Source organism: Amycolatopsis circi (assembly GCF_003385235.1).
GTDB classification, from domain to species: Bacteria; Actinomycetota; Actinomycetes; order Mycobacteriales; family Pseudonocardiaceae; genus Amycolatopsis; species Amycolatopsis circi.
In genome coordinates, this window is record NZ_PQIA01000061.1 from 1 (window position 1) to 17859 (window position 17859).

The following is a 17859-nucleotide window of genomic DNA, read 5'->3' on the forward strand; positions in this document are numbered from 1 at the left end:
CTGCAGGCCGCTCAGCAGCGGCCTGCCGACCCCGACCGCCGAGCCGCTCTTCGCCCAGTCGCGCCGCGCCAGTCGCAACCCGCCGAGACTGCAACTCGTCCGGCAGCGATCGCCGGTCCGCTCAGCCGGTGCTCGTCCGGTCGCGGGCCGCGCCGACCCGTCCAGCCGAACTTCGCCAGCCGCAACCCGGCTCCACCCGCCCCGCCCGAACCCCCACCGGGACGTACGCTGCGGTACATGCCGTCGAACATGATCAGCCTCCGCGGTGTGCGCACGCACAACCTCGCCGACGTGGACGTCGACATTCCGAAGCATCAGCTGGTCGCGGTCACCGGCGTCTCCGGGTCCGGCAAGTCGTCTCTGGCGTTCGCGACGCTCGCGGCCGAGTCGCGGCGGCAGTTGTACTCGACAATGCCCGCGTTCGTCCGGACCAAACTGCCGCACGATCCGGCTCCGGAAGCCAGTTCGCTCAGCGGGCTGACCACTGTCGTCGTGGTCGATCAGCGGCCGCTCGGAACGAATTCGCGCTCGACGGTCGGCACCGCCACCGAGGTGTGGACGATGCTGCGGATGTTGTTCTCCCGCTTGGGCGAACCGTCCGCGGGGTACTCGCCCGCCTATTCGTTCAACGACCCGTCCGGCATGTGCCCGGCTTGCGCGGGGCTCGGCACGGTCACCGACATCGACGGCGTGCTGATGATCGACCGCAGCCGTTCGCTCAACGACGGCGCGATGGTCTTCCCCAGCTTCGCGGTCGGCAGCTGGATCTGGAAGCGCTATGTCTACTCGGGATTCTTCGACAACGATCTGCCGTTGCGGGAATGGCCTGAGGAACTGGTGCAGTTCCTGCTGCACGGGCCGACGCAGAAGCCGCCGAATCCGTTGCCGCGGTTCCCGGCCAGTGCCAAGTACCAGTCGATGGTGCCGCGGATCCGGCGGCTGCTGGTCGAACGCGAGGCCAAGATGGGGCCGGCGGTGCGCGCGGCGCTCGCCGACGTGACCCGGCAGCGGCCGTGCCCGGACTGCGGCGGCAGCAGGCTCGCTCCGGCCGCGCGGGAGAGCCGGATCAACGGTGTGTCCATTGTGGATCTCGGGTATCGCGACGCGGCGGGATTGCTGGAGTTCTGCGCCGGGCTGGACCACGAATGGGCGCGCCCGCTGGTGGCGGCGCTGCGGTTGCGGCTGGAGTCGATGATCACGCTCGGCCTCGGCCATCTGCACTGCTACCGCGCGACGCCGACGTTGTCCGGCGGCGAATCACAGCGGCTGAAGCTGGTGCGGCACTTGGGATCGAGTCTGACCGACCTCACCTACGTGCTGGACGAACCGACGGACGGGCTGCATCCGGCCGACGTCGCGTCCCTGGTTGACGTATTACGGCGGTTGCGTGATCACGGCAACACGGTGCTGGTGGTGGATCACCACGAAGCGGTGATGGTGGCCGCGGACCACGTGATCGACCTGGGCCCGGGAGCGGGAGAAGCGGGCGGACGCGTGGTGTTTCACGGCCCGCCGGCGAAGTTGCGGAAGGCGGACACGACCACCGCGCGGGCGTTGCGCACGGGCGTCCGGCTCAAGGACACGCTGCGGGAGCCGACCGGCTGGCTGCCGTTGCGCGGGCTGGACCGGCACACCTTGCGCGACATCGACGTCGACGTGCCGACAGGCGTGCTCACGGTGATCACCGGGGTGGCCGGGTCCGGGAAGTCGACGCTGGCGGGCGAACTCGCCGAGCGGCACCCGCGGTTCACTGTGGTCAATCAGAGCCAGATCGTCGCGACGTCGCGGTCGACGGTCGGCACCTGGCTCGGGCTGGCCGACCCGGTGCAGCGCGCGTTCGCCGAGGTGAGCGGCGAGTCGCCGAAGCTGTTCAACCCGCGTTCGCAGGGCGGCTGCCCGGCCTGTCGCGGCACCGGCGTCCGGCGGACTGACCTGGCGTTCCTGGAGGACGTCGACACGCCGTGCGAGGAGTGCGACGCGACCGGATTCCGGGCTGAGGCACTGGAAACGCGGCTCGAAGGGCGCACCGTGCTCGAGGTGCTGGGCACGCCGGTGTCGGCGCTGGCCCGGTACGTGCCGCATCCGGACGTGGTCCGGCTGGCCGCGCTGCTCGGCGAACTGGGGCTCGGGCACCTGGCGAGCGGCCGCACGCTCGACACGCTCTCCGGCGGCGAGCGGCAACGGCTGAAACTCGCCCGCCAGCTCGATTCGACCAGCGACGACCTGCTCGTCGACGAACCCACCGCGGGCCTGCATCCCAGCGACACCACGCGGATGGTGGCGCTGCTGGACCGGCTCGTCGACGAGGGCCGGACGCTCGTGGTCGTCGAGCATTCGCTGCACGTGGTCGCCGCGGCGGACTGGGTGCTCGACCTCGGCCCCGGCGCGGGCGACAACGGCGGCCAGGTGCTCTACACCGGCACCCCGAAGGGACTCGCGGAGCACGACGGGGCCACGGGACGGTACTTCCGGGCCGCGCTCGGCAGCAAGCGCCGATTCGCTGGGTAGGTTCGTGAGGGCCACCTTCACGGACTCTGAGTCCCTCAGGGTTCCCCTCACGGCCAGCTAAACGAGAGGGCGCGCCGCTCAGTGCGGGAACCGGCGCGCCCCCGCGCCGCTCTGCCCGAGCACGTCGTCCGGATTCGAATACGGGCAGGATTTCAGCGACAGGCAGCCGCAGCCGATGCAGTCGGTGAAGCGGTCGCGCAGCGCCGTCAGTTCCTCGATCCGCACGGTGAGCCGGTCGTGCCAGCGGCGGGAAATCCGGGCCCAGTCGCGTTTGGTGGGGATGCGCTGGTCCGGCAGTTCGGCGAGCGCGGCCTTGATCTCTTCCAGCGACACCCCGACCCGCTGCGCGGTCCGGATGAAGGCGATCATGCGCAGCGTGTCGCGGCGGTACTCGCGCCGGTTGCCGCTCGTGCGCCTGCTCGCGATGAGCCCGCGGCTCTCGTAATAGTGCAGCGTCGGGACGCTCACTCCGGCGCGTTCGGCGATCTGTCCCGGCTTCAGCCAGACGACCTCGCGCGTGATCTGGGGCATGGCAGCTCTTTCCGTGCTTGACCTCAAGTCCGCTTGATGAAGTCCACTGTAAGCACCGCCCGGCCGGCGGCGAGGATCGCGCGTGAAGGGGATTTTGTGACGACTACGACCCTGCGGGTATGGGCCGACGTGCTGTGTCCGTGGTGCTGGATGGGGCATCGCCGCCTCGCGCAAGCGATTGCGGAGTCCGGTGTCGCGGCGCGGATCGAGCACCGGAGTTTTCTTCTGGCGCCGGAAGGGCCCGGCCCGGGGCGGCGGCGGATCGGCGAGGTCGCGGCGGTCGAATGGGGGATCAGCGAGGCGGACTGGGGGCTGCGCCGGGACCGGATCGAGGAGGCGGGGCGCGCGGACGGGCTGACCGTGCGCATGGACACCGCGTGGGCGCTCGATTCCCGGCCTGCTCATCGCGTGCTGAAGCTGGCCGCGGCTCGAGGTCTGGACGAAACGGCGGCGTGGGAGGCGATGTTCGCCGCGCATCTGCGAGACAACCTCGACGTGGCGGACTGGAGTGTGCTGGCGAAGCTGGAAACCGGCTTGGAGCGCGCCGAGGTGGTCGCGCTCGGCGAGAACGAGGAGTACGCGGCGGAAGTGTTGGCGGATCACGAAGAGGGGCAGGCTCGCGGCGTTCGTTCGGTACCGACTGTCGTCCATGGCGACCGCCTTCTTTCCGGCGCACGCAGTGTCGCGGAGCTGGCGGAATTCGTCCGGTCGGCAGCGAAGGCGGTGGCGTGATGTCCGAGATTCCCGCTGTGATGCGCGCCGCCGCGATCGACGAGTTCGGACCTGCTGAACGGCTGACCGTCCACCAGTTGCCGACGCCGGTCGCGGGACCGGGGGAGGTGCTGGTGCGCGTCGAGGCCGCTGGCGTTCAGCCGACCGACGTCGCGATCCGGGACGGTTGGACGCCGCCGGGCGCGACCGTCGAGTTCCCGCAGATCCTCGGCAACGAGTTCGCCGGGACGATCGTCCAGGCCGGCACTGGAGTGACCGAATTCGAGGCAGGACAACAGGTTGCCGGGTTCCGGGTACTGGACTGCTATGCCGAGTACGTCAATGTGCCGGTCAGCCAGGTGACCCTCAAGCCGGAGAGCGTCGATTGGCTGACGGCTGGAGCGTTGTCCGCGTCCGGGCAGACCGCGCACACCGCGTTGGAGCGTCTCGCCGCGCGGTCCGGTGAGACGATTCTGATTCACGGCGCGGCTGGAGGCGTCGGCTCAATGGCGGTCCAGTTGGCGCGCGACCGCGGACTGCGCGTGATCGGGACCGGAAGTGCGGAGAACCAGGGGTATCTCCGCGCGCTTGGTGCCATCCCAGTGATATACGGCGAAGGCGAACTAGACCGTCTCCGGGAAGCTGCTCCAGAAGGTATAGACCTCGCTTTCGACACTGCCGGGCACGAGAATCTTCGTACTGCGGCGGAAATGGTGGCTGATCGCGGCCGGATTGGATCCATTGTGGAGCCGGCGTTGGCCGCGGAACTCGGCGCGCAGTGGATCGCCAGCGACCGGTCCGCCCGGCGGCTCGGCGAGGTGCTCGACCTGTGCGCGCGCGGCGAACTGCGGGTGACCGTCCGGGCGGAGTACCCGCTGGAGGACGCCGCGAGCGCTCACCGCGACGTGGCCGCCGGTCATGGTCGCGGCAAGGTGGTGCTGCGGATCGGCTGAGCGGAAATTAAATCGGTGGACGCGGTCGTAGCGCGCCGTTATGGTTCGCTCCGACCGTGACTCGACGCCGGGAGGTGAGCCCCATGAACGCTGTTTCGATGTGGGTGCTCCCCGTGTCGTCACGGTCGGGCGACTGACGTAGGGGTTGCCAGGAGCGCCTTGCACACAAGGCACTCCGAAAGGTGACCATCATGGACACTGTGCGTTTCACCGCGGGCGAACCCGCGGTGAGCATCACCCGAGTCGAACCGGGATTGTGGCAGGCGCTGGACGACGGCCGGCTGGCCGGTCGCGGCGAGGCCACCGCCCGGCCCGATGGACGGGTCTTCCTGAGCATCGACGCCTGGCACCGCTCCGTCTTCGACCAGCTCGCCCGCGAGATGCTGGCCGCGCTGCCGGACGCGCTCCACACGGTGGTCGACGAAACCGACCGCGAACTGCTGGACGGCTGGCAGCAGGCCGGGCTGACGATCCGGCGGCGCGAGTGGGAATACGTCGTGCCCACCGATCCGCCCGGCATCGGGCTGGTCAGCCCGCCGCCGGCCGTCACGTTCTTGCCCGCCGGCTCCGCTGAAGAGGCTCCGTTGCGCGAGCTGGACCGCGTCGTCCGCGCCGAGGTCGAGACGTCCGTCGGCTGGTCGGAGATGCCAGCCGAGGTGCTGCCTCGCCCGGCTGGCGACACCGTCGTGGATCCGTCGAAGTACGCGGTGGCTGTCGAGGACGGCGAATACGTGGGTCTGGTCCGGGTGGTTCAGGTGACGCGCCTGCCCCGGATCGGGCTCATCGCCGTCCGCGCTGACCGGCAACGTCGCGGCATCGCGCGCGGGCTCTTGCTTCACACGCTCGGCGTCCTGCACCGAGCGGGAATCACGAAGGCGTCGGCCGAGGTGAACGAGGCCAACACGGCGGCGACGGCTTTGTTCGAGGGCATCGGCGCGCGGCGGACCGCCAGCACGGTGGAGTTGATGCGCCATGGCCGGTAAGGGCGGGATCGAAGTCGAGGGAACCGTGGTCGAGTGCCTGCGCGACGCCCGGTTCACCGTCGAACTGGCGAACGGGCACCACGTGCTGGCCCACATCAGCGGCAAGATCAGGAAGAACTTCATCAAGATCGTGCCGTATGACCGGGTTTTGGTGGAACTGAGCCCGTACGACCTCGACCGGGGCCGGATCCTGTTCCGGTACCGGAACTAGCGCGGTCGCCCTCGCGGTCCTGGTGCTCCTGGCCCGGGCCGCGAGGGCGGTCAGCTCGCTTTCGCGGCGGCGAGCCGGGCCAGCGCGTCGCATTTCGGGCCGAAGTTCGCCACGATGTCGCCGCCGATGATCAGCACCATGACCGCCCTCAGCGGGGTGTCGAGGACGATGCGCTGGGTCAGTTCGGCCCCGCCGGGGACGGCCGCGACGCTCAGCCGGAGGTCCATCTTCCCGAGCGGAACAGGCTGGCAGAGCGTGAATTCGTGGCCGGGCCGCCAGCTCGTGAAGGTGAAGTCCTTCGCGATTTTCGCGTGCACGCTGCCGCGGAATCCGCCGCTGGGGTAAAGGAATCCGGTCGAACCCGTCGTGATCGGCCCGTGGAGCACGACTCGCGCGACGTCCGGATCCCAGCGCGGCCAGTCCTCCACGTCGGCGAGGACATCCCAGAGCGCGGCCGGGTCGACGTCGAGGGTGCGGGTGGAGGTTTTGTCCCAGGTCATGCCCCGAAGATATACGGAACTGCCAGTCTCGTAAACTGTGCGCTATGACGCACAACCGGCGCGGACGGCCGCGGGAGCAGGGGATCGACGTGGCGGTGCAGGCCGCGGTCAACGAGCTGCTGGAGGAGGTCGGCTACCAGCGGTGCACGGTCGACGCGATCGCCGCGCGCGCCGGGGTCGGCAAGGCTGCGCTCTATCGGCGCTGGAAGTCGAAGGCGGAACTCGTCTTCGCAGCGGTCGTGCACGACGACGACCTGACGGCACCCGACACCGGTACCTTGCGCGGCGACGTGGCAGGCGTTCTCGCCGACATTCAGTCCGCTTTGGACGGACCACAGGTGCGCAACGCCCTGCCCGGATTGCTGGCCGATCTCCGCACCGAGGACGCGCCCACCGCCCGCCTCGGCGAACTGTTCCTGGTGCGGGAACGGGCTTACCTGGTCGAAGTCCTGGACCGCGCGATCGCCCGCGGCGAACTCGCCCGACGACCCGAGATCCCCGCAGTCCACGCGATGCTGCTCGGTTCAGTCTTCGCCTGGCTACACCTGTTACGCGAAGCGGTTCCGCCCGGCGGCCTGGCCGAGGCTCTCGCACCGGGCCTGTACGGCGCCATTCTCGAACTGGGCGGCGCTGTTCGTGGATGATGCCCGGGTACGTCACCGCCGAGGCCGCGGCGACGGCCTACGTCGGGACAGCTCGTCCGCGATTATCGCGTCCAGGCGGGTGTTCGCACTGCGAAGCGCGCGGTATCCCTGGTATGCCAGCACGATTACCGCAACCCCGACGACCGCGGCAATCGACAGCACCGGCCCGTGCGAGACGAGGGTGTCGCGGTAGTCGCGGGCGAGATAACCCAGCCCGAGACCGGCGGCGAGGGCATCGAGAAGCGCGAGCGAAACCCGTCCTGGGATGGGCATGGCGGTCTCCTCTCGGGACCCGACCCCCAGCAATCTAGGCGACCGGAGGCGTCCGCGAGGGTTCCCGACCCGATCGGCCTACGCCCCCGGCCCGCGCGGCCCCTGTGCTAAGTTGACGTGAACTGGGGGGATCGACCTGCGGAAGCGAACCCAGGGGCCGGTAGCTCAGTTGGTTAGAGCAGGGGACTCATAATCCCTTGGCCGTCGGTTCGAGCCCGACCCGGCCCACTCTGCCTCCCCTTGTATAGCGTCTGACCTGCGGAAACGGTCGCGTCAACGATCTTGGTCCGAGGTCTCCGGGGGCACCGGAAACGAGAACAGGGCTCGTAGAGCAAGGGATTGTTCGAGTAAGCCTGTTTTCCTGACCGCCGTCGAGGCACCCGCGGAGGTGCTGGAGCCGATGATGTCATCGAGCTGGTCTCGGGCTGGAGAACGCACCTGAGGGCGAAGAACCGCGCCGACTCCGCGATCGACGCCTGCCTCGACAGCGTGGCCATGCTGGTCAACTACCTCGACGACGAAAACATCTCGATGGTGGCTTCCGATATTGGACGCCGGGAGCTGGAGCGTTATTTCGAATATCTCCGCCAACGGCCCGGATTTCCGCACCGGTGAGCACAGCTACGTCGCCAAAGGAGCTGCCCCACGTCCCGGATAATCCTCCGACGGTCTTGCGCGAAAATGAGTTGAAGGCGCTGCTGGCCACTGCGAAAAGGAAAGGGTTTGTCGAACTCCGGGGCCGGGCGATCATTCTGGTGCTGATCGACTGCGGAATCCAGGTCGGGTGGCTCGTTCGGCGCGGCGAATTGCCCGCTCACCCGCGCATCTGCGGGTGAGAGCGCAAGCCAACGGCTGATGCCAGAGTCGCCGCTCGGCTGTCAGCATCTGCGGGACTACGCCTGCGCAATCACCAAGGCCAGCAACGGTTCGGCCAGAACACGCGCCGAAACACCTGCCAACGCTGGCACTGCCTGGCCGACACGTCCGAACGGTAGCCTTCGGAGTACGTCGGACGGCACCCGGTCGGGAACGCGGTGCGGACGGTGCCGGCTTCGGACCGTCCACTGTAGACCGTGAAGCGCGGGACAGGCGAAGCTCAGAGGGGCAGCTGGCTGAGCGCGTGCACCAGCTTCTTGCCGGTTTCGACGGCGCCCTCGCGTGCTCCGGTGAGCAGGCCCATCGCGAGCTGGGCCAGCAGGCCTTTCAGCGCGGTGAGGCCGGTGCGGACGATGCCTCGATCCGGCTTCGGCTTGACCACCTCGGCGAGGACGGCGTCGGCGGTTTCGCGGGCGTCGCGGGCGTCCGCTTCGGGCAGGCCGAGGTCGCCGAGCTGCCGCTTGACCTCGGCGACGACCTGGGCGACGGTTTCGAACCCGGGTGCCACTTGCTCGGTGTGCGCGAAGTTCTGCGTGACGTTCCGGTTGTTCCAGGCCAGCTGCGAATTGTGCACGCCGCCGTGGATCACCGGACCGTGGTAGTTGTGCTCTTCGGTGGGCAAGGGTTTCCTCCCGGTCAGGTGCGGTGGTCGGGTGTTGCCTGCTGGACGACGGTGTTGCCCCAGGTGAGCACGGACTGGACGACGTCCCCGTGGATGACCGGGCCGTGGTAGTTGTGCACGATCGGCGGCGGCTCGGGCTCCGGCTCGACCTCGATCACCCGCAGCGGCGAGCGGAACTCTTTCAGCACGGCGCTGCCGTTGTGGTGAACGGCGCAGCCCTCGGACCCGATCACGTCGACGTTTCGGACGAGAGCCGTCGCGCCGTGCAAATTCAGGCCGGCGGTCGTCGTGCCGGTGAAGACGCTGTCGGCGAGAACCAGGTTGGCCTTCTCCGCGACGAAGACGCCCATGGACGCCGACCCGGAAACAGTGAGCCGCCGTGCGGTCAGCGTCGCCGTGCCCAAAACGCCCGCGCCGCTGAGTTCGGTGTCGCTGGCCTGGCAGTCGTTCAGGTCCAGATGGGCGCTGCTGCTCGCGCTGAACGCGATTTGGCCGCCGGACACCGTGCACTTCGCGGCGTGTATCGACGAATTCTCGTGCCCGAGCAATCCGACGAGTTCGAAGTCGTGCACTTGCGCTTCGGTGACGTGAACGTCGGTGGTTCCGTTGGCTTCGACCGCGACGGGACAGCGCGCGACGTGCAGCCCGGTCAGCTCGGAATTCCCCTGGCCGGCGAACCGCACGGCGACGTTGTCCAACCCCTCGAGGACCGTGTCCGCGGCAACCAGGCGGGCGTTCTCGACGTAGATCCCGACCTTGCCGCCGACGAAGCGGCAGCCGGTCAGGACCGGCGTGCCCTGGGTGGCCACGAACATGCCGAACTTCCGCGCCTGCCGGACGGTGACGTTCTCGAACCGCCCGGCTCCGTGGGTGTTCACGTCGATTCCGGCCACCCGGGGGCTTTCGAAGGTGCATCCGCGCACGAGCGGGTCGGCGCCGTCGGCGACCACCAGCCCGGTGTCGGTCGGGTCGACGTGCGTGCCGGTGATCGTGCCGCAGGCCCGCTGGGCGTAGCGAATGCCGGTGGTCTGCGCGGCTTCGATACGGCAGTCGGCGACATCGAGGTGCCCGTTCTGGTCCGCGGCGACCGCGGCGTCGCCGGTGCCGGTGAACCGGCAGCCGGTTACGGCGACGCGGGCACTGCGGGAGAGCACGCCGTGGATCCGGCACCGGTCGAATTGGCTGTGGCGAACGGTGACGTCGGCGCCGGCGGTGGCAGCCAGCCCGCTGTTGGCGGAGTCGGTGAAGACACATCGTTCGATCAGGGCGCGCGAACTGGTGAAGAGCGCGCGGCCGTACCGCAGCTCGGTGTCCGTCACCGTGACGGAGCTGCCGGGCGGCCCGTGCAACGCGGCGGTGTCCCCGTGTGCGACGAGGGTGCACGCGCTGATCGCGAGGGTGCCGGCAGCGCAGCGGACCACGTCGTTGTCCCGCGCCCGGAGCACGAGGCCCTCCAGCCGGACGGCACCCGAGGCCACGACGCCCGCACCGGTCGGCGGGCAGATCTCCACCGTCCCCGGCCGCCGCGCGGTGATCCGCACGTCCCCCTGCACGAACAGGCTTTCCGGATAACGCCCCGGATCCACCTCGACAACGCACGACCCTCGCCGCCCGGCGGCACTGCGCAGTGCCGACTCGATGCTCCGGTGAGCGCCGCGCTTGCCAGGCGAAACCCGGACTCTGACCGCCATCCTGTCCCCTCCTGTGGCTCCCGAGCATAGCGGTGAGCGTCCTGTCGCAAGGGGAATAAGCCAGAGCGCGCCGTTCGGCGGAGCGGCCCGGCACTTGTCTACGGTGCCCCGGGGAGCTGTCGGCTGGCACATCTTCGTTTCGGCTGTGCGATGTGGACGCACAAGACTTCGAGCCACCGGATGGTCGCACCGATGCGCGTTGTTCAGTTCTGGACAGAGCACGGCCCGCCTCGGTCTGGGCGAGTCAGCGACTGACCGCCTCCTGTGGAATCCTCTGGCCACTGTCCACAGCGGCGCACGCACCGCTGGCGGGTCGGTCTTCTCGAGGTGCGTCAGTCAGTTCGCGTATCACTGGCAGAGTCGCCTGCGCCGAGAGCCGGAGTGCCGCCTTTCCAGGTCGGGCAGCTCGGCCGGTCCGGCCGAACATGGGGGATCGCTGAGGTACGAAATCGGGCCATCGCCTCCTCCGTCACCGGCCCTGGCGAGCAGGCTCAGTGAGGGCCCGAGGCGGCGCGGGCGGCCGCATTCGGGAACAGGCGGGCGAAGGCTGCCTCCATCTGCTGCTGTCCGGCGCGGTCGAGGGTGTTCCGGAGATTCTTCGACGTGGCGGTGATGACGTCGGTACCCGCCGGCGGGTAGTCGGTGCCGAAGACGAGGTGGTCCGCGCCGACCATCTCGACGGCGGGAACGATGCCGGCGGGGCCGCCCCCGATCGCGGTGTCCAGGTAGAGGCTGCGGAGCTGCTCGGTCAGCTGTTCCGAGGTCAGCTGCAACGGGTTCGCGACCCACGGCTCGGATCCGAGGAGGGCGATGCGGTCCTGCAGCGTGGGGAGTACGCCCCCGGCGTGGGCGAGGACGAGGCGGAGATTCCGGTGCCGCAGCAGCACTCCGGCGAAGATCGCGTCGACGATAGTGCGGGCCGTGTCCATCGGGTACTCGATCAGCGGTCCCGGCCGGCCGAGGCCCAGCCGGTCGAACCCCGGCGGCATCGCTGGGTGCACGAACACCGGCAGCCGGCGCCGGTCGAGTTCTGCGAAGGCTGGCTCGAAGCGGGCGTCGCCCAAGTACGCGCCGTCATAGTTGGTGGCGAGGGCGAACCCGTCGGCGTGCAGCTGATCGGTCGCGTAGCGGATCTCGTCGACGGCACGGTCGGGGTCTGCCATGGGCAGTGCCGCCAGCAGCCCGAACCGGTCCGGATGCGCTGCCACGATGCCGGCGGTGTGCTCGTTCCACGTCCTCGCCTGCTCCGCGTCCAGCGCGCCGGGCATCGACAGCAGCTGCAACGCGATGCCCTGCTCGTCCATGAATCGCAGTGCTCCGTCGACGCTCCAGCCGGCACCCGGAATGCTGCCGGCGAACCCTTCGCGCTTCATCAGCGCCTGGGCCGCTTGGAAGGACGCGGCATCCGTTCCCGACGCGACCGCATGAGCATGCACATCGAACCGTTGCACGACAATCCTCCAGTGCTTTACACCTGTCAACTATTGACAGGTGCTATCGTACGCCGATGGGAGCAGACAGTGCGGTGCTCGATTTCGTGGAGGCGCTGTACCGGGTGAATCGGCTGATCGTCGACGACGCCCGGCAGCACATCGCCGAGATCGCGGAGCTGGACGTGAGCGAGTTCATGGTGCTGCGCGCCGCTTCCCGCGGAGCGGTGTCGCCAACGGAGCTGACGCGGCAGCTGAGCACCCACCCGAGCGCGACGAGCCGCACCATCACCCGCCTCGTTCGCGCCGGCCTGCTGCAGCGCTCCAGCGCCACGGCCGATGCGCGACGACTCACGGTCAGCCTGACCGACGAGGGACGCCGGATCGTCGGCCTCATCGCGCGGCGCATCCGACCAGAACTGCAACGCCGATTCGATGCCGTCGGACCCGACCGCGTCGCGGAACTTCTCGACACACTGCACGCCTTTCTCCGCGGCGGTGTGCCGGACTCGTCCGAGTAGTGATCCGGCGTGTCCACGGCAACGACCGGACGGCCCGATCTCATTGCAGGGTCTCGCTGCGGGTGACATGTTGATCTTGCTTGACTGTGGTGTGCCTGACCGAACGAAGGCTCATCCTGACGTCGCCTCAGTTGAGGCGGCAGCTTGCGGGGCTGGTCCCGGTCCGCTTCGGCCGGATATGCCAGCAGACACCAGGAGTGCTTCGGTTAGGCCGTGCTCGCCGGTGGCTGTGCGGTGGCGTGACCGTGGGTCAGGCGGCGGCGGCCGAGAGCGCGTCGTGCTCGCTGTCGGTGAGTTCGATACCGGCGGCGAGGACGTTCTCTTCGAGGTGGGCTGCCGACGTCGTGCCGGGGATCGGCAGTATCACCGGCGAGCGTTTGAGCAGCCAGGCCAGCGCCAGCTGGGCTGGCGTGGCCTGGTGCGTGGCGGCCAGCTCGGCCAGCGGGCCGCCGGTGCCGGCCAGTGCGCCGGTTGCCAGCGGGAAGAAGGGGATGAACGCGATGCCGTGTCCGGCCGCGTGGTCGAGCACGGGTTGCGCGGTGCGGTCGGTCAGGTTGAAGCGGTTCTGCACCGAGACGATCGGCGCGATCTGCTGCGCGGCCTTGATCTGGTCGACGGAGACCTCGGACAGGCCGATGTGGCGGATCTTGCCTTCCTCTCGCAGCCTGGCCAGTTCGCCGATCTGGTCGGCGAAGGGCACCTTCGGGTCGACGCGGTGCAGCTGGAACAGGTCGATGCGGTCCAGTCGCAGACGGCGCAGGCTCATCTCCGCTTGCTGGCGCAGGTATTCGGGCCGTCCCAGCGGCGGCCACTGGCCGGGGCCCGGGCGGGTGATCGGGCCGAAGCGGGTGAGTCCGGCCTTGGTCGCGATCACGAGATCTTCCGGGTAGGGGTGCAGTGCCTCGCGGATCAGTTCCTCGGCGACGTGGGGCCCGTAGGAGTCGGCGGTGTCGAGGAAGTTCACCCCGAGTTCGACTGCGCGCCGCAGCACTCCGATCGCCTGGTCGTGGTCGGTCGGCGGGCCCCACACACCCGGCCCCGGCAGCCGCATGGTCCCGAAGCCGAGCCGGTTGACCGCAAGGTCGCCGCCAAGGTCGAACGTCCCGGCGGCCTGCGCGGGAACACGCTGGACAGTCATCTGTGATCCTCGTCGGTTCGGGTCTGCTGGGCCTCGGTGTGCGACCGGGTCGGCTCGGTCCGCGCGCCGGACTCGGCGGCGAGCCTGCCCAGCAGGGCCAGCCCGTCGGCGCTCGGGCTCGCCGGCTCGGCGGTGTAGACGAACAGCTGTTGGCCGGGCGCGTCGAGCACCGAGAAGCCTTGGTACCGCAGGCGGAGGTCGCCGAGCAGCGGGTGGCGGAGGTGTTTGTCCTCGCCGGCGCGCGGGCGGACTTCGTGGTGCGCCCAGAACGAGGCGAACGCCGGGCTGCGCACGGTGAGCTCGCCGACGACCTGGGCGATCCGCGGATCGTCCGGAAAGGGGGCGGACGCGGCCCGGAAGTTGCTGACGACTCCTCGGGCCGCCCGCTCCCAGTCCGCGTAGAACTCCGGCGCGGCGGGGTCCAGGAACACCATGCGCAGCAGGTTGTCCTGGCGGGCGAACCCGCTGTACAGGGCGGCCGAGAGCGCGTTGGCGGCCAGCACGTCCAGCGCGGGCCCGACGACGGTGGCGGGCACGTGCAGGAAGTGGTCCATCAAGGTCAGCAACTGCGGGGCGACTGTCTGCGGCGAGACCTGGCTCGCGGTCGTCGACGGCGGCTGGGCGAGCCGGAACAGGTGCGCCGCGGTGTGGGCGTCCAGGCGAAGCGCCCGCGCGATCGCATCGAGGACCTGTTCGGACGGGTGTCGCTCGCGCCCCTGCTCCAGCCGGGTGTAGTAGTCCGCGCTGACCCCCGAGAGCAGCGCGACCTCCTCTCGCCGAAGCCCCGGGACGCTGCGGCGAGTGCCGTCGTCGGGCACCCCCGCCTGTCCCGGCGAGACCAGGTCGCGGCGGGCGCGGAGGAAGTCGCCGAGTTCGTTGCCTCGATCCATGCCGCCGACCGTACCGAGGGTCAACGGACACCACCTGGGTGCGCGGCGCCCGCCCTCCGCACGTGCTCGGCAAGCCCGCGCAGGCCGGTGGCGAGCACGCCGTCGCGGAACAACGCGACCAGCGCGTCGGCCTCGGCCGCGTCGCAGTCGAACACCACCGACCACTCGACGAACGATTCGCCGGTGGTCGTGACCGGTGCGACCCGGATGGCTCCCCGGTAGCGGCGGACCGAGTACGGGGAATCGAGGATCTCGTAGGACAGCGACCGCTCGCTGTCGTCGTGCGACGCCAGGGCTTCGACGACCGTGCCCCCGTCGGCCGTCGTGAGGGTGCGCACGCTGCCTACGCGGTCGGGCGCGTCGCCCTCGCCCAGTGCGCTGTCGGTGACGGCGGGCTGCCACGCGGGCAGGCCGCCGAAGTCGCGGACCACGCGCCACACCGCCGCCGCGTCGGCTGACACGGTGGTGCTGGCGACGATCTCGGGCATCAGGCCCCGCCGCCCGCGTTCGCGTCCAGCCAGCGCAACACCGGCTGGAGGGCCTGGTCCGAATTGGTCTCGTAGATCAGGCCGTGCCCATTGCCGAGCACTCCGTGGTCGGGTAGGTGCAAGTGCTCGGCGGCGGCGCCCGCGGTGGCGAGAAAGTCCACGATGGCGGGCGCGTAGGCGGCGAACACCGCGGTCTCGCCGGTCACCACCGCCACCGGGAGCCCGGTCAGCGCCGGTATCCGCAGCGTGGCCGGATCGGCGGCGCGGACCTCCTCGGCGTTGGCGCGCGGCGGGTCGAAAGCCACCGGGGCGGCGGTCAGCCCCCAGTCCAGCGAGCCGATGCCCGGTGTCGCGCCGAACGGGGGACCCATCGGCTCCACGCTGACGACCGCCGCGACCAGGCCGGGACGCCGGTCGGCGAGCAGCCAGCCGTCCGGGCCCGAGGCCGAGTGGGTCACCACGACCGCGGGGCCGATCCGGTCCAGCAGCCGAGCCAGCCGATCGGCGTCCATCTCCTGGGAGGCGGCCAGGTCGCCGGGCAGCCCGCCGAACGGCGCGATGAACGCGTCCAACGCGTCGTCGTCGTCCGGGGCGAAGGGCCACTGGGTTTGGGCCGCGGCGGCCTCGGGCGGAAAGAAGACGTGCCGCCCTTCTTCGTAGGAGAACGGCGCGGCCATCGCGCCGATCACCTCGGGGTGGTACGGGGAGCGGCCGTGCCCGGGACGGTCCACCACGAGCACCGCATACCCGGCTTCCACCAGTCGCTGCGCCCAACCGGGCCGCCCGTCGGGCGTGTCCAGCCACTCCGTGCCCTGCAGCAGACCGCCGTGCACGAGCACGATGGGGTAGCGCCGGGTCACGTGCTCCGGCGCCTCCCAGGCCACGAACATCGGCCCGCGCTGGAACGTCTTGCCGTCCATGGCCACCCGTTCGCCGGGAATCCAGAAATGCCCGCGGCGTGAGGTCCTGGCCGGGGTCGCGGCCCAGAAAGAACGTGGTTCGGTCGTTGTCTCCATGCATCGAAAACTACGCACGGCCAACGAGTCGCGCCTGGGTGCGCCGCACCCAGGCGCACCTCGTCCGCGCCACGGCGACCACCCCGGCAACCGGAAGACAGGAGCCCGCATACAACCTGGGGCCTGCTTCCGCGACAACGCGGACGATCATCCGGCGTGGCACCGGAACCTGGTCGCGCACCCGAACTGATCATCGAGATCGGCACCGGCCGCTACCGGACCCGGACATCGGAGGCGGCCGACGAGCGGGAGCGCCCGAGGACGTCGTCGGACCGCTTGTCTCGAACTCACTTCATAAACGAATCGGATATGAAGTCGGCGATGAGAAGATGAAGTCAGATGTGAAATCCTGCACTCACCCTTGCTTCACCAATGAAGCGAGATGAAGTGGCCGCAGCGCAACTGGTGCGCCACGACGACGGTCACAGGCGGGCCATCGCGTGAGGAAGACGGCCTCGTTCTCGCTCTTGAAACGGTTGTTCACCTGCCTGCACCGGTCGCTGAAAGTGTCGTGGTCGAGATCGGGAATAGCTGTGCTGGCCACGGTTTTCCACGGTGTGCAGACGGTCAGCGTCGACTCGGGTTCGCGGCGGGGTCGTCGGGCGGGATGGCGTCGAGGGGGATGAGGCGGGTTCCGGTCCAGTGGTAGCGGACGGCCGCCGCGTTGGCGGTGGGGCAGCACAGCGGGTCTTCGGCGTTGTATAGCTCGTAGGAGAGGGCGACGGTGGTGTCGGTGGACCACGACGCTTGGATTCCGGCGCTGTCGGCTGAGGTGTCGGTGCCGAGGTACTTGCCGTCGTTGAAGAAGAAGGCTCGGTTCGCGTAGCCGTCGCCTGACTCGGTGATGGTGGCGAGGATGACCTGCAAGCCGCTGGCCGATTCCCAGGAGGTGCCCGGATAAGGGCGGTACCCCTTCGCTCGGACGACAGCTTCGGCGTCGGCGAGGGTGTTGCGCGGGGCGGCCGGTGGTTCTGAATCCTCGGTCGTGACGGAGGTCGGCGCGCTGGACTGCGGGGCGCTGGTGGGCGGTGCCGGGAGAACGGGTTCCGGCGAGGGGGCGGCCGGGGTCGGTGTCAGCGTGGCCGCCGCATTGTCCGCGGTGGCGCGGTTTGCCCGCTCGATTCCGACGGCGGCGGTCAATCCCAGCGCGGCGACCACGATGGCGACCGTGCACGTGATGCTGGAGAAGACGGCGCGGCCCGAGGCACGCGGCTGTCGGCTGGCGGGTTGCGGCACCACCGCGCCGAGGAGCATGAAGAGCGCACCGGTGACGCTGACCCAGGGACCGAGGCCGATGCGGAGGAGGTCGCCAGTGTTGGCGAGACCGCTCAGCAGACTGACGAGGAGCAGTCCGCCTAGGACTCCGGCGACGCCGAACAGGACGAAACCGGTCGCCCGGGCGGCGACGCCCTCCCGCAGCACGACAGCGGCGATGATCGCGGCGACCCCGCAGACCGTCAGCGCGACGGGAAGAAGGACGAGCGGCAGGATCCGGCTGTTTGCCAGGCGGGCGACGTCGAACAGGTTCGCGTTCCCCAGCAGCAGCACCTGAAACCAGGGCAGGACCGGCGACACCCCGACAAGCACGCCGCCCGCGGCCAGTCCGGTCGCGGCGGCGAACCGTCGAGCGGTCTCGCCCGGTGTGGCCGCGGGAACCAGCCGGCTGCCGCACCGCCAGCACAGCGCCGCGCCTGCCTGGACGGGTTGTGCGCAGTACGGGCACGGGAACGCGGCGGGTGGAGCGCTCGGCCACGGTGCGGGGCCGCCGGAAAGGGAATCGGTCATTGCGCAGGCTCCTCGTTTGTACCAAGACAGACGGAGGGAGTCCGGATCGCGTTACTGAGCGCTGAAATACTGGGGCCGCTCGAACGTT

Annotated in this window: 19 protein-coding genes and 1 tRNA gene; 9 read left to right on the top strand and 11 right to left on the bottom strand. The window is 69.7% G+C overall.

Annotated elements, in window-relative coordinates; all coding sequences use genetic code 11:
- The first annotated feature begins 237 nt into the window (after nt 1-237).
- Nucleotides 238-2508: an ATP-binding cassette domain-containing protein gene (locus D0D37_RS24535; protein ID WP_167493566.1), complete on the top strand. Its 2271-nt coding sequence runs from the start codon at nt 238-240 to the stop codon at nt 2506-2508.
- A 78-nt stretch (nt 2509-2586) separates the two neighbouring features.
- Here the strand turns inward: D0D37_RS24535 and soxR are convergent, their stop codons facing one another.
- Complete coding sequence (gene soxR, locus D0D37_RS24540; RefSeq protein ID WP_116202920.1) at nt 2587-3039, bottom strand: redox-sensitive transcriptional activator SoxR; 453 nt, start codon at nt 3037-3039, stop codon at nt 2587-2589.
- A gap of 96 nt (nt 3040-3135) precedes the next feature.
- Here soxR and D0D37_RS24545 point away from each other — a divergent pair, with 96 nt between their 5' ends.
- The 4 genes from D0D37_RS24545 to infA all read left to right on the top strand — a co-directional run bounded on the left by D0D37_RS24545 (nt 3136) and on the right by infA (nt 5897).
- A complete protein-coding gene (locus tag D0D37_RS24545; protein ID WP_208720125.1) occupies nt 3136-3771 on the top strand; it encodes a DsbA family oxidoreductase in 636 nt (211 codons plus the stop codon).
- Entirely contained in the window at nt 3771-4703 is a 933-nt protein-coding gene (locus D0D37_RS24550; RefSeq protein ID WP_244223657.1) for an NADP-dependent oxidoreductase, read from the top strand. The genes D0D37_RS24545 and D0D37_RS24550 overlap by 1 nt, the downstream gene beginning before the upstream one ends.
- A gap of 191 nt (nt 4704-4894) precedes the next feature.
- Nucleotides 4895-5686: a GNAT family N-acetyltransferase gene (locus tag D0D37_RS24555; RefSeq protein ID WP_116202956.1), complete on the top strand. Its 792-nt coding sequence runs from the start codon at nt 4895-4897 to the stop codon at nt 5684-5686.
- Entirely contained in the window at nt 5676-5897 is a 222-nt protein-coding gene (infA, locus tag D0D37_RS24560) for a translation initiation factor IF-1 (protein ID WP_116202922.1), read from the top strand. The genes D0D37_RS24555 and infA overlap by 11 nt, the downstream gene beginning before the upstream one ends.
- A 50-nt stretch (nt 5898-5947) precedes the next feature.
- On the opposite strand, the gene D0D37_RS24565 is transcribed toward infA, so the two are convergent.
- Complete coding sequence (locus D0D37_RS24565; protein ID WP_116202923.1) at nt 5948-6397, bottom strand: SRPBCC family protein; 450 nt, start codon at nt 6395-6397, stop codon at nt 5948-5950.
- A gap of 44 nt (nt 6398-6441) precedes the next feature.
- Between D0D37_RS24565 and D0D37_RS24570 the strand changes: the two genes are divergently transcribed.
- Nucleotides 6442-7041: a TetR/AcrR family transcriptional regulator gene (locus tag D0D37_RS24570; protein WP_116202924.1), complete on the top strand. Its 600-nt coding sequence runs from the start codon at nt 6442-6444 to the stop codon at nt 7039-7041.
- Between the two features lie 12 nt (nt 7042-7053).
- Here the strand turns inward: D0D37_RS24570 and D0D37_RS24575 are convergent, their stop codons facing one another.
- Complete coding sequence (locus tag D0D37_RS24575) at nt 7054-7314, bottom strand: hypothetical protein (RefSeq protein ID WP_208720126.1); 261 nt, start codon at nt 7312-7314, stop codon at nt 7054-7056.
- Between the two features lie 154 nt (nt 7315-7468).
- Here D0D37_RS24575 and D0D37_RS24580 point away from each other — a divergent pair.
- Nucleotides 7469-7542, top strand: a tRNA-Ile gene (locus D0D37_RS24580).
- A 261-nt stretch (nt 7543-7803) separates the two neighbouring features.
- Nucleotides 7804-7929: a hypothetical protein gene (locus D0D37_RS48510; protein WP_279630335.1), complete on the top strand. Its 126-nt coding sequence runs from the start codon at nt 7804-7806 to the stop codon at nt 7927-7929.
- 481 nt (nt 7930-8410) lie between these two features.
- On the opposite strand, the gene D0D37_RS24585 is transcribed toward D0D37_RS48510, so the two are convergent.
- From D0D37_RS24585 to D0D37_RS24595, 3 genes are all read right to left on the bottom strand, one after another.
- Nucleotides 8411-8812: a hypothetical protein gene (locus D0D37_RS24585; RefSeq protein ID WP_116202926.1), complete on the bottom strand. Its 402-nt coding sequence runs from the start codon at nt 8810-8812 to the stop codon at nt 8411-8413.
- Between the two features lie 14 nt (nt 8813-8826).
- Nucleotides 8827-10503 (bottom strand): right-handed parallel beta-helix repeat-containing protein, encoded by a 1677-nt coding sequence (locus tag D0D37_RS24590; protein ID WP_116202927.1) that lies wholly within the window; start codon nt 10501-10503, stop codon nt 8827-8829.
- A 491-nt stretch (nt 10504-10994) separates the two neighbouring features.
- Nucleotides 10995-11954, bottom strand: coding sequence for an amidohydrolase family protein (locus D0D37_RS24595; RefSeq protein WP_162834451.1), 960 nt, complete (start codon nt 11952-11954; stop codon nt 10995-10997).
- Nucleotides 11955-12010: 56 nt separating this feature from the next.
- Here D0D37_RS24595 and D0D37_RS24600 point away from each other — a divergent pair, with 56 nt between their 5' ends.
- Entirely contained in the window at nt 12011-12454 is a 444-nt protein-coding gene (locus D0D37_RS24600) for a MarR family winged helix-turn-helix transcriptional regulator (RefSeq protein WP_116202929.1), read from the top strand.
- Between the two features lie 250 nt (nt 12455-12704).
- On the opposite strand, the gene D0D37_RS24605 is transcribed toward D0D37_RS24600, so the two are convergent.
- The 5 genes from D0D37_RS24605 to D0D37_RS24625 form a co-directional block, all read right to left on the bottom strand.
- A complete protein-coding gene (locus D0D37_RS24605; RefSeq protein ID WP_116202930.1) occupies nt 12705-13592 on the bottom strand; it encodes an aldo/keto reductase in 888 nt (295 codons plus the stop codon).
- Nucleotides 13589-14482: a helix-turn-helix transcriptional regulator gene (locus tag D0D37_RS24610; protein ID WP_116202931.1), complete on the bottom strand. Its 894-nt coding sequence runs from the start codon at nt 14480-14482 to the stop codon at nt 13589-13591. Before D0D37_RS24610 ends, D0D37_RS24605 begins: the two co-directional genes overlap by 4 nt.
- 20 nt (nt 14483-14502) lie before the next feature.
- The gene (locus D0D37_RS24615) at nt 14503-14970 is read right to left on the bottom strand and encodes an SRPBCC family protein (protein WP_116202932.1); all 468 of its coding nucleotides are present in this window, start codon (nt 14968-14970) and stop codon (nt 14503-14505) included.
- Complete coding sequence (locus tag D0D37_RS24620; RefSeq protein WP_116202933.1) at nt 14970-15986, bottom strand: alpha/beta fold hydrolase; 1017 nt, start codon at nt 15984-15986, stop codon at nt 14970-14972. Before D0D37_RS24620 ends, D0D37_RS24615 begins: the two co-directional genes overlap by 1 nt.
- Nucleotides 15987-16553: 567 nt before the next feature.
- The gene (locus D0D37_RS24625; protein ID WP_116202934.1) at nt 16554-17771 is read right to left on the bottom strand and encodes an LppP/LprE family lipoprotein; all 1218 of its coding nucleotides are present in this window, start codon (nt 17769-17771) and stop codon (nt 16554-16556) included.
- Nucleotides 17772-17859: the final 88 nt, after the last annotated feature.